This window comes from Rheinheimera sp. 1928-s (assembly GCF_029269265.1).
GTDB lineage: Bacteria > Pseudomonadota > Gammaproteobacteria > Enterobacterales > Alteromonadaceae > Pararheinheimera.
Genome location: NZ_JARIXP010000005.1, coordinates 469,292 through 482,621 on the forward strand (window position 1 = coordinate 469,292; position 13,330 = coordinate 482,621).

Genomic DNA, 13,330 nt, shown 5'->3' on the forward strand with positions numbered 1-13,330 from the left:
CCCTAGGCAGAATTGAACGCAAGACGGGCGGGTACAAGACCCGCCCATACATCACCTAGATTTGGCCCATATAGTCTTTTTTGCCTACCTCAACACCATTGTGACGCAACAAAGCGTAACTGGTGGTGACGTGGAAATAAAACTGTGGCAAACCGTATTGAGCTAAATATTGAGTACCGGTAAAACGTTTTTCTTTTGGTGTACCAGCACGCAATACAATTTCTTTTTCTGCGGCATTAGCAAATTGCTCTGCGCTTAAGGTATCAAGAAAAACCAGAGTTTTATCCAGACGTTGCTGCAGTTCTGCAAAAGTCTGTTCAGTATCTTCATAACCCGGCACTTCAACACCAGCTAAACGGGCCGAGACACTTTTAGCAAAATCAGCGGCAATTTGTACCTGGCGTACCAGCGGAAACATATCAGGGTATAAACGCGATTGCAGCAACACTGCATCGGCCAGATCTTTTTGCTGGCTGAACTTTTCAGCTTTAACCAGTAAGTCTTTTAAACTGGTAAGGAACTGCTTAAAGACCGGAACTGACGCGCTGTAAAAAGATAAACTCATGCTTTTTGCCTCATTTAAACCATCCTGCACTCTGCGAGGATCTGATGATTGAAATGGGGATGCGAAAAGTTATTACAAGGCTTCGAGGTGTTGAAATAACAGATCGCAACTGTGTTTTAACTGCTGCAACTGCTCTAACGGCATTGCTGATTGCTGAAAAATAGTTTTTGGAATATGGCTGGCTTGTGCTTTTAACAACAGCCCCTGTTCAGTAAGGCGAATATGCACCACACGTTCATCCTGCTGGCTGCGGGTTCGACTGACTAAACCCTTAGTTTCCAATCGTTTTAACAAAGGAGTTAAAGTGCCAGAGTCCAGATGCAGTTTTTCACCTAATTCTTTGACATTCAGTTCTGGTTGCTGCCACAGCACCAGCATTGCCAGATACTGCGGATAGGTCAAATCCAAAGGTTCCAGCAATAATCGGTAACTGCGCACCAGTCGGTGGCTGGCGCTGTAGAGTGAAAAACACAGCTGTTTTTCCAATACTAAATAATCTTCGTTTTCTGTAATCATCAGATAGCCGGACTCAATTGAATTGTGTGCAATATACTTGAGTTCAGCTTTAAAATCGAGCTTAAGAGCTTAGCCAAAAATCAGTTGCCAGAAGCTGGGTTTACGATGTTTATGGTATTTTTTTCGCAGTTCATCCATTTTCAGCAGGTGCTGCTTCGCCCCTTCCAAATTCTGTTGCTCTAACAACAATTGGGCTTGATCCACTTCAACAGCCAGTTCTTTTAAACCTTGCTGATACAGCTCTGCTTTGTCCGCCTGAAATTTACCTTGTTGTGCCTGCAGTAATTGAATTTCAAAACTAGCTAATGCCAGCGTCATCTGTTCCACTGACTGCGCTTCTTTGGCTTGTTTAAAGTTTAGCGCCATTTGCTTCATGGTTTTTTCCATATCCACATCATTCGCAAAAGCAAAGCCACACAACAACACAGCTGTTATCACCACAGAAATTACTACTTTCATCAGAAATCCTCAAAAAAATGCTGGGGTATTATAAGCAAGTTCAATCCTTACGCTGTGTATTTCTGAGCTATGATGCAGCAACTTAAGGTCAGACAGAGGAATGACGCCTATGAAACTTCCGATTTATCAGGTCGATGCTTTTACCGATCAGCTATTTAAAGGCAATTATGCCGCCGTTGTGCCTTTGCAACAGGCCATTAGTGATGAACTGATGCAGCAAATCGCCACCGAAAATAACTTATCTGAAACCGCCTTTGTATTGCCTTTGGCGAAAGATCATTATCAGATCCGCTGGTTTTCTCCTGTCACTGAAATTGATTTTTGTGGTCATGCCACCTTAGCTGCGGCTTTTGTATTATTTGCACAAAATAGCAGCACAGCTCTTCGCTTCAGCACCTTAGAAGTAGGTGACTTAGTGGTGAGCCAACAGGCTGATGGCTGGATCCAAATGGATTTCCCTAAACGCCCAGCCAGTGCGGTCTCGGCACCAGATGCTTTGATGGCCGGATTATCCATAGCTCCGGCTTTGGTGTTGCAAAGCGCTCAGGCCTATTTTGCAATTTATACCGATGAAGAGCAGGTAACGCAGCTAACGACCAACAGCCATGAACTGAAAAAGCTGGCGCCTTATGATGTGGTTGCCACAGCGCAGGGCACAAATTACGACTTTGTTTCACGTTATTTCTGGCCTGCCAATGGCGGCGATGAAGATCCTGTGACAGGTTCCATTCATGCGGGTTTAGTGCCTTATTGGGCAGAACAGCTTAGCAAAACTCAGTTGATGGCCTATCAGGCATCGGCACGAGGCGGTGTATTGCGCTGTGAATTAGCAGGTGAAAGAGTACTGGTTTCGGGTCAGGCCAAACTCTATTTACAGGGTGAGATTTTTTTAGCTTAACTGTCATTTTGATAGTAAGGGCAGACAACTCTGCCCTTACTATTGTTTTAATCAAATCGCAGGAATAAAGCTGCTTAATAAACCTATCAAGCCACCAAAGACACCGCCCCAGACCACCAACCAGCCTAAATGCTGACGGATCATCTGTTGCACTATGTCTTTTACCATTTGAGGTGTCAGCTCAGCTAAACGACCTTCCACTACAGCGGCAATTTTAGGCTGCAACAGATCAATAGTATCGCCTTGATGCAGCTGGTTTTTAATTTGCTGCTGTACTTCAGGGCTATCGGCCAGTTCAATTAAAGAACGGCTCAGGTTTTCGATAAAAGGCTCTTTCAGTGGTACAAGCATCTGAGCTCCGCCAAACATCGCCAGCATGCCACCCAAGGAAGATTTTTGTACTGTCTCCAGCAAGGCATCAAAAGCAGGTGATAAGTCGATAGCTTCAATGACAGGTGCCAGTTTTAAGCTGACTGCGTCTTGCTCATGTTGCTCAGCAAGCAAACGCTGCAGATTTTCTTTGCTGAAAAACTGCCCCATGATCAGATCATAAATACCTTGTTTGAATTCAGAAAAACGAGCTGGTATCACGCCTGAACCGTATAACAAGGGCACCTTTTCAAACAACATATGAATGGCCAGCCAGTTGGTGACAGCGCCGGAAAAGGCAAACAACCCTACAGCCCATAACCATGGTAAGGCGAAAAACCAGCCAGCAGCCATCAGTACTAAAGACAACAGATTGGTTAAAAGACTTTTATTCATCAGAACTCCAAACTAACAGCAGAAATGGCGGCGATTGTAATCAGTGTACAGTAGAACAACAAGAGCAGGATTTTATTGGCTGCGGCTGAAAGCACCAAGGCCTGATCCACAGATGTGTAACCAGAACCGGAGTATCAACCAGGGATCAGAGCAAAACTTTCAAGCAGTAAGACCAGGGCACCTGTCAGTACAACGGCAAACCCCAGCAATTGCCGTATAGTTTTAAACAGTTTATTGGGTGTGTTTTGTGGCTTGGGTTCTGTCATCAGGTGTATAGGCTTCAGTAAAAACAACTCAGATGATAATAATTCCCATTTGCAATTTAAGCAATAATTTATGCTTTTCAGACTTTTTTATACAAAGGCAGTAAACGTGCAATGAACTGTACACCTGACCGCAGTTGCTGCTCTGAACTATTGGCTAAGCCTATCACCAACCCAGTGCGCGCAGAACCTGCAAATACATAACGGCTCAAAGGCTGCACTCTGTAGCCTGCTTTTAACAATTCGGCCGTTAGCTGCAGATCTGCCACTTCATAGGGAAACTCAAGGCTGATATGTAAACCGGCATAACGGGCGTGTAACTTCGCTTGTGGCAGAAACTCTGCAAGAAGTTGCAGGCAAAACTGTTGTTTGCGCTGGTACAGCTGACGCATTTTGCGCAAATGCCGGCCAAAATGCCCTTCAAGCATAAAATCCGCCGTCACTGCCTGAGGCAATAAAGCGACGTCGCCATACAAAGCCTGTAATAAAGCAGCGGCTTTCGCGACCCATTGATTGGGTAACACCAGATACCCTAAACGCAGTGCAGGAAACAAAGTTTTACTAAAGGAGCCAACATAGATCACCCCCTGCCCTTGCGCCAGTCCCTGCAAGCTGGCAATAGGTCTGTGTTTAAACTGGAACTCACTGTCGTAGTCGTCTTCGACCAAAACGCATTGCTGTTGCCTGGCCCATTCAAGCAAAAGCAACCGTTCTGACAGCGGCATAATGCCACCCATGGGGTATTGATGAGCCGGAGTCACAAACAAGGCTTTGCAACCGTTCAAACCATTGAGATCTGCAGTGGCAAGCCCTGTGTCTGAACTGGCATCGATGTAATGAATATCGGCTTCGGATAACTGCAATGCCTGCCGTAAACGAGGATAACCAGGGGATTCCATCGCCACTTTATCCCCTGCCTGACTCACCAGCTTAGTGGCAATAAATAAAGCGGCCTGAGCGCCTGGTGTGATCAAAATACACTCTTCATCACACACCACCTGACGGGACTGGCGTAAATAATGATTCAGCGCCTGGCGCAGTGGCAAATATCCCATAGCATCAGCCATACCAGCTAAAGCACTTCTGCCACTATGACGTTGAGTTAACTTTTGCCACAAGGCAAAAGGAAAGGCCGATAAGTCAGGCACTCCGGTTTGCAGCAAACCCGAAGCAGGCCCGGTTTTGGCTGTAACCCCATAATCAAATACTGTTATTTGATCTGGATCCAACGCTACTTGGGCATGACCGTTTGCCTGAAAAAATTGATCAGGAGCCACAGCCAGCACCTGATAACCCCGGCCTGGCTGGCCCAACAAATAACCTTCAGCCACCAGTTGTTGCAACACCTGATTGACCGTATTGCGGCTTAACTGTAAATCCACAGCCAATTGACGGCTAGAGGGCAATAATGCCTCTGCAGGCCACTGCGCTGTCAGCAGCTTTTCTCGTAATGCCTGATACAGCTGCTGCTGCAGAGTGCCCTGACCGGACAGAAAAAAACTTCCAAGTTCTATACGCAAACTGGATCTCTCACTTTGACAAAACTGGCACTTTCTATAGAACCAGTTTAGCGATAAAACAGCGTCTTCTACAAGCGAAGAGGAATGTATATGCTGAGTTATCAAGTGGAATCCAGTTTTGATTTAGAAGAAATGCTGACCTTGTATAAAGCCTCAGGTATTAACAGGCCCATAGAGGATAAAAGCCGTATGGCAACCCTGCTTTCCAGTGCGAATTTACTGCTGACAGCGCGGCAAAATGGTCAATTGGTTGGCTTAGCCCGCTGCATGACGGACAAAGCATGGGTGGTCTATATCTGCGATTTACTGGTCGATAAAAGCCTGCAACAACAAGGCATAGGTAAAGAGTTGTTACGTCAGGTGCAACTGGTGACAGGGCCGCAAGTGCAGCAGTTGTTGCACAGTGCCGAAAGCGCGATGAGTTATTACCCCAAAGTAGGTTATCAGTTATGCCACAATGCTTTTGTAGCCAAAAGGGAAAGCTAAAACACTATGTATTTACCTAAACACTTTCAGAGCGACGATTTAGATCAGATCCGCTCCTTTTTACAGCAGCATTATTTTGGTTTGCTATTGAGTAACAACCCGGATTTGTATTACAGCCCTTTGCCATTTTTAATGGACTGGCAGGGCGATCATCTGACTGTATTTTGCCATCTGGCCCGCACTAATCCGCAGTTAAAGCAGCTTAATGATCAGCAGGTGCAGATTGTGATTATGGGGCCTCATGCTTTTGTCGCAGCAGACTGTTATGGCGATGAGCAGGCTGTTTCAACCTGGAACTACAGCCTGGTCGAACTTAAAGGCACAGCTTTTACTTTAGATACAGCACAAACTCTGGCTTTAGTACGCAGGCAGGAAAGCTTTTCCGCACCCGACATGCTGCAATCTGCGGATTATCAGCAAAAGCTGGTGAACGGTATTTGTGGGGTGCGGATAGAGATCAGCAGCGTCATTGGGAAAATGAAGCTCTCGCAGAACAAATCAGCAGAACTACGACAAAAAGTAGGCGACTATTTGCAGGCGACGGAGCAGCCTCAAAGCGTCTGGCAACTGATGCAACAGCTGGCTTTGTATCAAAGCAACTGACAGCGAAAAACAAGCAAGGCAGAAGACAGCTGCGGGCCCAGTATAAAACCAGCGACTGCCTTGCCTGAGTACTGACTAAAACCAGAACTACAGATGAGTGGTGGCACATCGGCCTAGTTATAACCAAGCTCAGCACAGTGATCTGTAGTGAAGTCAGGACTTTTGGATTTCACAGGCTCTGACTCAGCATCACTCCAGACTAAACTTAAAGCCCGGCGCTCTTGCTGGGTTAAATCTGTATCGTTCTTAGTGGCGTCAAAGCTAAAGGGTTGCGCACTTTTCTGTTGTTTGATTGCACTCATAAGATGCACTCCTGTCTTTTTACTTAAGCTAATACCTTGTGGTATTGAGACTGCCAAGGACTAAAATCTAAACTTCATTACAGAGCCCACTGGCAGGTGGATTTTTAGTTTGCTCCCGTAAAGATGAGCCTAAGCTGAACTGAATGCTTGTTTTTTAACCAGTCATTATCCCCTGATTTTTTGGCCAAATCCTTCTGCGAAACCAGGCTCAACAGCAGTAAGCTGCCGTTCAGTTAACCAAGGTACACTGCCGCCTTATCTGAACCGGGCAACTCCCGGTATGTGTTTGAAAGAGGGATCATAACAATGAAAATTAAATTAACTCTGGCCACCCTGGTCGTCGCAACAGTATTCGCAACAGGCGTTGCTCAGGCCGGTGAATTTGTACCATCCGCAGGTTTTGGCTCTCAATACGGCGACTTAGGCGGTAAATTTATGTACCGCGAAGACAATATGGCTGTTTACGTGGGTGTGGGTGTAGGCGGTGCAGCTGTAGGTTTTCATATAGCGCCATCTGCAGGCAGTCAGCACGTATTTGGTGCTCAATATGCGTCGGGTTCCGATGTATTTGATAGCAAAGCTTTATTACTGGCCACTTATGATTACCACTTCAGCGGTTTTAGCGGTCGTGGCTGGACTTTAGGTGGTGGTTTAGGCACTGCAGATTACGATGGTGGCCGTCGTGATGGCGACAGCAGAACTGTCGCAGTCTTTAACGCTGGCTATAAATTCTGACGTTCTTGTTCGACTAGCGCATTGAAGTTAAGGCAGCCATTTGGCTGCCTTTTTTATAAAAACAGCTTGCTGTATTCTGCTGGCATTTGCTCTAAAGGTTTGATTAGTATGCCTTTGTAGAACAGTTCTGCGGCTTCACTTTGCAGCTGAATTTTGCCTTCAATTAAAGGTTCAGTTTTGCCTTCTGGCGTGACATATCTGGAATTACGCAACACCATCACCACATGACCATTCACTATATGCAGGCTTTGCCCTTCAAAAGCAATAAGCTCCAGCGTGTTCCACTGCCCTGCAGGTTTTTCATGGTTTTCTTTACGCAGTACAAAACCCTGCAACTCTTCTCCTTTGCCCACTTTGATAAAGGGCTGAGTCTCATCAGCTACTGCATTCATAATAAATTCGGGTTGATAAGCGCGGATATCAATAGCCGATGTGGCCTGTTGCCAATAATCGCCGTTATGACCTTCCATGATTTGGAACTCCTGTGACAACATCCAGGAACGAAAGTACTCCTGACCGTGCTCACCCGTTGCATGATACAAAATGCCACTGTCTTTGAGTTTATTCAGACGAGGTGGCCACTTTTTCTCACCCCAACGAAATTGCAGTTTTAAATGGTAATTTTTATAGGATTTTTTACTGGTCACAGCGCCATAAATTTCACCACTGACTCTAAGCACTGGCTCGTTATTTTCTTCCTGCATAGTAAAAACTTTATGTACGTCGTTGCCCCTATTTAAACCTATAGGAGCTATAGGATTTCCCTGCTCATCTTTAGGCACAGAACCGTCATAAGACTCCTTATGCTTATAGCTTAAGTAGGTATCCCACTGGCTGAGGTTTTTATCCAGTAAGGGTTGCCAGTCGGCAGCTACTGCGGAATAACTACACAAGACGATGGAAAAACAGAGGAGTTTAAGTTTCATAGCTTTTATCCAATAGTGAATGATTTCAATTGGATACCAGTTTAACCGCAAAATGTAAAGCGCTTACATAATGAAGTAGGGATAAAGCCTGTTACGTTTTTTAGTAATAAGGGCTGAGTCTTGACTCAGCCCTTAAAGCGATAAAGGAATATGGTTACCAGTTCAGCTTTTGTGCGTCTTTGGCAATGCCCGGTTTTAACGGTTCAGCTTTTAGTTCAGGCACGGCTTTTTCCTGCAGTTGTTTTTGCAACAAGCTAATAGCGTATGACAGCTGCGCATCCTGACCACTGAAGCTGGCGTAAGGTAAATTATCAACCATCAGATCCGGGCTCACGCCCCTACCCTCGATAATCCAGCGGCCGTCTTTATCAAACTGTGCGGTTTCAGCCACACGGGCCACCCCCATATCAGCTAATAAATTACGACCCGATAACCAAACCCCAGCTCCTGCGGTTTGTTGCCCAATCACAGGGCCTAAACCTAAACTTTTAATACCGGCGGCAAAAGTTTCACCATCTGAGTACGTCAGTGGATCGGTCAGTACCACCAACTGGCCTCGGAAGCTTTGCTGCATATTGCCATAAGCATTGCCCTGAGTCGGTTGCCAGAATGCCCAAACCCGGCGTAACAACTTTTCAATCACCCAACTGTCGATATTGCCCCCTCTGTTGCGGCGCACATCAATGATCAGGCCGGGTTTATCCACGTTGGCATAAAAGTCACGGGCAAAGTTGCTGATGTCGTTGGCTGTCATAGCGTATAAATGCAGATAACCCAGTTGCTGCTTGCCTTGCTGTTCCACCTGTTGTTTTTTCTGCTGCACCCAATGCTGATAACGCAACATCTGCTCTTGTTGCGGGCTGACAGGCACCACGACTTTTTTCAGGTTTTTACCATTTCGCTCTAACTGCAACAGCACTTGCTGGCCTTGCTGTTGTTGTAAAACCTGATGTAAATCCAATACTGAAGCCACAGCTTTACCATTCACAGCCAGCAACTGATCGCCAGTTTTCAGTTCAACTCCGGCTCTGTTCAGTGGACTGGCAATAGAGGGTAAATCAGGGTCGGTCTGATAAATAGTCTGTAGTATTAATTTGCCATCGCGGCTGACAAACTCGCCCCCCAGACTGGCAGCTTTGCTGCTTTCATTGGCTTTGGCATAATCGCCGCCCCGCACCTGCGAGTGCAATACAGACAATTCGCCAATCAGCTGTGCCAGTAAATCATCCAGTTCAAATCTGTCCGTCACCCTTTCAAGTAAAGGCTGATAGCGTCTTTTGGTGGTGCCCCAGTCCACACCACGCATTGCCGGGTCAAATAAAAACTCCCTATGCATCAGCCAGGCATCATGGAACATTTGTTGCCATTCGGCTTTAGGCGTGACGGTCAGGCTAATTTTATCAATAGCCCAGGGTTCAGCTTCTTCACCCTCCGGTGCTTTCGCTGCGGCAGAACCTAAGAAAAATCTATAACTGCCCGGCGCTGTTTCGTACTGCAAAAACAGTGATTTACCATCTGCACTACTTTGTATAGCGCGTACCTTACCGGCAAAACTCAACAGTTTTTTGTTTTCAGGTTCAATTTTTAAGGCCCGTACTGAACCCGCATCCCTACTGTGTTCAAATTCATGCAGATATAAATAATCAGCGCCAACCTGCAGTTTCTGATAATTCCCCGCTGCAGCCGGTACTTGCCACAACTGCCCAGGTAAGTCTTTCACTGAAACCGCTTTACCCTGGCCTTCAAGCCCAGCGGTTAATTCAGTTTCTGCATCAAAGGGAAACTGCGCAGAGCTGGTTAACGCATAGGCAAATACTTGCGCTCTTTTATCAAAAGCAGGCCCCATATTTCTATCTCCCCAAGGTGAACCTGGGGTTGGTTTTAACTCGCGCTCTGATAAAAAGTACAACCAGTCACCATCAGGATGAAAAGCCGGGCTGTAGGAATTGTATTTATCTGTAGTCAGCAATTTTGCCTGCTGCTCTTTGATGGAATACAAACCAATTTGCTGACGACCAGTGCCATCTTTTTCTGCGGTAAAGGCCAATACAGTGCTGAATTTATTCCAGACCATATCGCCGTAAGGGCTTAAACCAAAGCCACTTTTGTGGACCAGTTGATTGCTGCCGGTTTTCAAATCAAACACCCAAAGCTGGCCTTGTTTATCATCATGCGCCAGATAACGGCCATCAGGCGATAAGGCTAAGTTCCAGCGAAACCCACGGCCATCCTTAGTCAGTTGCTTGCCTTTGTCTGAACCATCGGCTGCATATTGCCAAATTTCAGGTTCACCGGATTGATCCGAAATCAGATACACCCATTTGCCATCCTGACTGATCACAGCACCGCGGGCCCGGGCTGTTTCAGGCACGGCCAGCTCGACAATACGTTGTGGCGAACGGGACAACACCTGCACTTTGCTGCGAAGCGTCAGTACCAGTTTTTCTTTGGCAAAACCAACAGAGCTGGAGGTTAAATACTTCAGCGGTTCAGTTAATAAACGCTGACGTTGCTGCGGAGAGTCTGTCACCAACGCAGGGGCTAGAGTACTGCTTTGGCCCGAGCTTAAATCCAGCAGTTGAATATCTGCGCCTAACTGATAGGCCACTTTGCCTTGCTCAAGACGGGCAGAACGTACGGCAAAATCCTGATGCGTGGTCAGCTCTTTCAGCTGTGCAGAGACAGGATCGTAAGACCATAAATTAGCATTGCCACCTGCGTCACTGATCAGCACCAGCTGTCCTTGCCAAAGCATAGGATTGCGTAACGAGCCCTGATGATCTACCAATAAGCGCTCTGCTTCGAGCACTGAACCCAGTTTCCAGCGCCATAACTGGCCTTTAGCTCCGCCCTGATACTGTCGGGCATTATCGCCTGTCAGTTGCAAACCGTAACGGATAAAATAAACATAACCATTTTGCTGATCCAATACAGCTTCTACTGCATCCAGTAACGGCAAGGTTTCGGTTTGCTGAGTGTCTATATCCATCAGCTTCAGCACCCAGCTGTTCACCGGGCCCGTCATGGCATCAGTGCTGTACAGCAATTTGCCATCCAGACTCCAGCCTTGCAGTTTTACTTTGGCATTGTGTGCTGTTAAACGCTTCGGCGACCCGCCTGTTAAGGGTAAATAATAAATATCCGGGGTATCGTCATAAGCCGCCACATAAACTACGGCTTTACCGTCAGGGGTAAATAGCGCCTGAGTTTCTTCTGCCGGATGTGTGGTTAAACGTTTGGCATCGCCACCGCTAAGTTGGCTTAGCCATAAATCACCTTCGGCAGTAAATACCAGTTGATCGTTTTGCAAAGCGGGTGAGCGGTAATACGCAGCATCGGCATAACTGCTGGCAAAAAGAGCGGCGGTCAGACAAGCGACTAAACTGAGTTTCATAGATGGCCCCGGAGTTTTTGTTTTTACTGTTTTTTAATTTGCCTTTACCTTATCAGCTTCAACCAAAAAAAAGCAGAGGGGGCCGCCTCAGAAATCAGTCAGTTAATCCCACTTAAAGCCTGAATTTTTGCACTACATCCAACGTACTTTGAATATCAGTAACCTTGATATCCAAATGAGTCACCCAACGTACTCTTTTGTAGTAGTGATCGGCTTTGTTGTAATTACTGCTGGTCAGTTTAATACCCTGCTCCGACAGATAAGCCAGTAAAGGCTCTGCCACTTCGACAGCTATATCGGTAAATAAAATATTGGTATGAACAGACACCAGTTCCAGTTTACCTTTGAGCAGTGGATGTTCAGCTGCAATATGCTGTAAACCATCAGCAAGTTGTCGTGCATGCTGGTGATCCTCTGCCAGACGCTGAATGTTATTTTGCAGTGCATATAAACCAGCAGCAGCCAGCACTCCGGCCTGGCGCATACCGCCGCCCAACATTTTACGAAGTCGTCTTGCCTGCTGAATAAAAGCATGACTACCCAGCAGCAAAGAGCCAACCGGAGCTCCTAAACCTTTGGATAAACATAAAGACAATGAATCAAAACCAGCACAAAGTTGCCGGGCTTTTTGAATTGGATCTGAATTGTCTTCAGAGGCTAAAGCCACAGCGGCGTTCATCAGCCGGGCACCGTCTATATGGCACTTTAACCCCAGCTCTTTAGCCAAAGCCGCCACTGAATTCATATAGGCCAGTGGCAACACCTTACCGCCTGTGGTGTTTTCCATCACAATTAATTTAGTGCGGGCAAAATGTGGATCGTCAGGTTTTACCGCTGCTCGTATATGCTCCAGCGCTAAAGTGCCATCGGGTTGATGCTCGATAGGCTGAGGCTGAATAGAACCGAGCACCGCCATACCACCGCCTTCCCAGCGATAGGTATGCCACTGCTGCCCAACTATAGCTTCATCGCCACGCTGGCAATGCGCCATCAAGGCTATTAAGTTGGTTTGAGTGCCACTTGGCGCAAACAAAGCCGCTTCAAAACCTAATAGCTCTGCCGCATAACGCTGCAACTCATTTACCGTCGGGTCGTCTTGAAACACATCATCACCCAAAGGCGCTGCCAGCATAGCTGCTTTCATTGCTGCTGTGGGCTGAGTCACTGTGTCACTGCGAAAATCTGTCATTTGTGGCCTCCTGAAATCTGACCTCTATCAGACCTGATCACAGACAGCTCTGCAAGGGCGACACAACGGCTTTTCCTTGCCGGATATCGCGTTAAACAGCCAACTTCAGTGCTATGCCAGCTAAAATAAAAGCCACCAGGCCATCAAACAGCCGCCAGCGCAGTGGGGAACTCAGCCAAATTTTAAGCCTTGGCGCTAATCCAGTTAAGGCACTGAACCAACACAAAGACGCCAGACAAGCACCAACGGTAAACCAGAAAGGTTGGGCCTGCGCAGAACCCACACTGCCAATCAATACCACTGTATCCAGATACACATGAGGGTTTAACAAAGTAATGGCCAACGCAGTGACTGCTGTTTTTGGCGAGCTTTGCACTTGCACTTCAGCTTTTGCCAGCAAAGTGCCTTGCCCCTGCCAGGCCCGCTTTGCTGCTCCAAAGGCCAGCCATAACAACATCGCAACACCGGCCCAGGTCAAAACTGGCACCAGCGGAGGCAACCAAAGCTGGATCAACTGCACACTGTAAACTCCAACAACAATTAAAGCGGCATCACATAAAATACAGACAGCAGCAATCACCAGCCGGTTTGCACCAGCCATGCTTTGGCTTAACACCCAAATATTTTGTGCACCAATAGCCACTATTAAACTTAAACCCACAGTAAAACCGGTAAAAAACGACAGCATCTTATTCACTCCCCAAAAGCC

The 13,330-nt window shown here is 46.7% G+C and carries 14 protein-coding genes; 4 read left to right on the top strand and 10 right to left on the bottom strand.

The window, feature by feature from the left end; genetic code table 11:
• Positions 1 to 55 precede the first annotated feature (55 nt).
• The 3 genes from P3C17_RS15165 to P3C17_RS15175 form a co-directional block, all read right to left on the bottom strand.
• Positions 56 to 565 carry a DUF1993 domain-containing protein gene (locus P3C17_RS15165; protein WP_300930209.1) on the bottom strand — a complete coding sequence of 170 codons (510 nt, stop codon included), beginning with the start codon at positions 563 to 565 and terminating at the stop codon, positions 56 to 58.
• A gap of 72 nt (positions 566 to 637) precedes the next feature.
• Positions 638 to 1,081 (bottom strand): MarR family transcriptional regulator, encoded by a 444-nt coding sequence (locus tag P3C17_RS15170; RefSeq protein ID WP_300930210.1) that lies wholly within the window; start codon positions 1,079 to 1,081, stop codon positions 638 to 640.
• A 69-nt stretch (positions 1,082 to 1,150) separates the two neighbouring features.
• Positions 1,151 to 1,540 (bottom strand): cytochrome b562, encoded by a 390-nt coding sequence (locus P3C17_RS15175; protein WP_300930211.1) that lies wholly within the window; start codon positions 1,538 to 1,540, stop codon positions 1,151 to 1,153.
• Positions 1,541 to 1,649: 109 nt separating this feature from the next.
• Between P3C17_RS15175 and P3C17_RS15180 the strand changes: the two genes are divergently transcribed.
• The gene (locus P3C17_RS15180; protein ID WP_300930212.1) at positions 1,650 to 2,438 is read left to right on the top strand and encodes a PhzF family phenazine biosynthesis protein; all 789 of its coding nucleotides are present in this window, start codon (positions 1,650 to 1,652) and stop codon (positions 2,436 to 2,438) included.
• Positions 2,439 to 2,489: 51 nt separating this feature from the next.
• On the opposite strand, the gene P3C17_RS15185 is transcribed toward P3C17_RS15180, so the two are convergent.
• Positions 2,490 to 3,203 carry a DUF445 domain-containing protein gene (locus P3C17_RS15185; RefSeq protein WP_300930213.1) on the bottom strand — a complete coding sequence of 238 codons (714 nt, stop codon included), beginning with the start codon at positions 3,201 to 3,203 and terminating at the stop codon, positions 2,490 to 2,492.
• 343 nt (positions 3,204 to 3,546) lie between these two features.
• On the bottom strand, positions 3,547 to 4,986 hold the full coding sequence (locus P3C17_RS15190) for a PLP-dependent aminotransferase family protein (protein ID WP_300930214.1): 1,440 nt from the start codon (positions 4,984 to 4,986) through the stop codon (positions 3,547 to 3,549).
• 90 nt (positions 4,987 to 5,076) lie between these two features.
• Here P3C17_RS15190 and P3C17_RS15195 point away from each other — a divergent pair, with 90 nt between their 5' ends.
• Both P3C17_RS15195 and P3C17_RS15200 read left to right on the top strand, forming a co-directional pair.
• On the top strand, positions 5,077 to 5,472 hold the full coding sequence (locus P3C17_RS15195) for a GNAT family N-acetyltransferase (protein ID WP_300930215.1): 396 nt from the start codon (positions 5,077 to 5,079) through the stop codon (positions 5,470 to 5,472).
• A gap of 6 nt (positions 5,473 to 5,478) precedes the next feature.
• Positions 5,479 to 6,075 carry an FMN-binding negative transcriptional regulator gene (locus P3C17_RS15200; protein ID WP_300930216.1) on the top strand — a complete coding sequence of 199 codons (597 nt, stop codon included), beginning with the start codon at positions 5,479 to 5,481 and terminating at the stop codon, positions 6,073 to 6,075.
• A gap of 113 nt (positions 6,076 to 6,188) precedes the next feature.
• On the opposite strand, the gene P3C17_RS15205 is transcribed toward P3C17_RS15200, so the two are convergent.
• Positions 6,189 to 6,377 carry a hypothetical protein gene (locus tag P3C17_RS15205; protein WP_300930217.1) on the bottom strand — a complete coding sequence of 63 codons (189 nt, stop codon included), beginning with the start codon at positions 6,375 to 6,377 and terminating at the stop codon, positions 6,189 to 6,191.
• Between the two features lie 306 nt (positions 6,378 to 6,683).
• Between P3C17_RS15205 and P3C17_RS15210 the strand changes: the two genes are divergently transcribed.
• Positions 6,684 to 7,112 (top strand): hypothetical protein, encoded by a 429-nt coding sequence (locus P3C17_RS15210; protein ID WP_300930218.1) that lies wholly within the window; start codon positions 6,684 to 6,686, stop codon positions 7,110 to 7,112.
• A 53-nt stretch (positions 7,113 to 7,165) separates the two neighbouring features.
• Here the strand turns inward: P3C17_RS15210 and P3C17_RS15215 are convergent, their stop codons facing one another.
• From P3C17_RS15215 to P3C17_RS15230, 4 genes are all read right to left on the bottom strand, one after another.
• On the bottom strand, positions 7,166 to 8,038 hold the full coding sequence (locus tag P3C17_RS15215; RefSeq protein WP_300930219.1) for a DUF1080 domain-containing protein: 873 nt from the start codon (positions 8,036 to 8,038) through the stop codon (positions 7,166 to 7,168).
• A gap of 154 nt (positions 8,039 to 8,192) precedes the next feature.
• Entirely contained in the window at positions 8,193 to 11,432 is a 3,240-nt protein-coding gene (locus tag P3C17_RS15220) for a S41 family peptidase (RefSeq protein WP_300930220.1), read from the bottom strand.
• Positions 11,433 to 11,544: 112 nt separating this feature from the next.
• Entirely contained in the window at positions 11,545 to 12,621 is a 1,077-nt protein-coding gene (gene ltaE, locus P3C17_RS15225; protein WP_300930221.1) for a low-specificity L-threonine aldolase, read from the bottom strand.
• A 91-nt stretch (positions 12,622 to 12,712) separates the two neighbouring features.
• Positions 12,713 to 13,309, bottom strand: coding sequence for a LysE family transporter (locus P3C17_RS15230; protein ID WP_300930222.1), 597 nt, complete (start codon positions 13,307 to 13,309; stop codon positions 12,713 to 12,715).
• Positions 13,310 to 13,330 lie beyond the last annotated feature (21 nt).

Excerpts from the sequence above, each read along its gene's own strand:
- P3C17_RS15175 (WP_300930211.1), bottom strand. The coding sequence starts at position 1,540 with ATGAAAGTAGTAATTTCTGTGGTGATAACAGCTGTGTTGTTGTGTGGC.
- P3C17_RS15205 (WP_300930217.1), bottom strand. The coding sequence starts at position 6,377 with ATGAGTGCAATCAAACAACAGAAAAGTGCGCAACCCTTTAGCTTTGAC.
- P3C17_RS15180 (WP_300930212.1), top strand. The coding sequence starts at position 1,650 with ATGAAACTTCCGATTTATCAGGTCGATGCTTTTACCGATCAGCTATTT.
- ltaE (WP_300930221.1), bottom strand. The coding sequence starts at position 12,621 with ATGACAGATTTTCGCAGTGACACAGTGACTCAGCCCACAGCAGCAATG.
- P3C17_RS15195 (WP_300930215.1), top strand. The coding sequence starts at position 5,077 with ATGCTGAGTTATCAAGTGGAATCCAGTTTTGATTTAGAAGAAATGCTG.
- P3C17_RS15220 (WP_300930220.1), bottom strand. The coding sequence starts at position 11,432 with ATGAAACTCAGTTTAGTCGCTTGTCTGACCGCCGCTCTTTTTGCCAGC.
- P3C17_RS15230 (WP_300930222.1), bottom strand. The coding sequence starts at position 13,309 with ATGCTGTCGTTTTTTACCGGTTTTACTGTGGGTTTAAGTTTAATAGTG.
- P3C17_RS15185 (WP_300930213.1), bottom strand. The coding sequence starts at position 3,203 with ATGAATAAAAGTCTTTTAACCAATCTGTTGTCTTTAGTACTGATGGCT.
- P3C17_RS15165 (WP_300930209.1), bottom strand. The coding sequence starts at position 565 with ATGAGTTTATCTTTTTACAGCGCGTCAGTTCCGGTCTTTAAGCAGTTC.
- P3C17_RS15215 (WP_300930219.1), bottom strand. The coding sequence starts at position 8,038 with ATGAAACTTAAACTCCTCTGTTTTTCCATCGTCTTGTGTAGTTATTCC.
- P3C17_RS15200 (WP_300930216.1), top strand. The coding sequence starts at position 5,479 with ATGTATTTACCTAAACACTTTCAGAGCGACGATTTAGATCAGATCCGC.
- P3C17_RS15170 (WP_300930210.1), bottom strand. The coding sequence starts at position 1,081 with ATGATTACAGAAAACGAAGATTATTTAGTATTGGAAAAACAGCTGTGT.
- P3C17_RS15210 (WP_300930218.1), top strand. The coding sequence starts at position 6,684 with ATGAAAATTAAATTAACTCTGGCCACCCTGGTCGTCGCAACAGTATTC.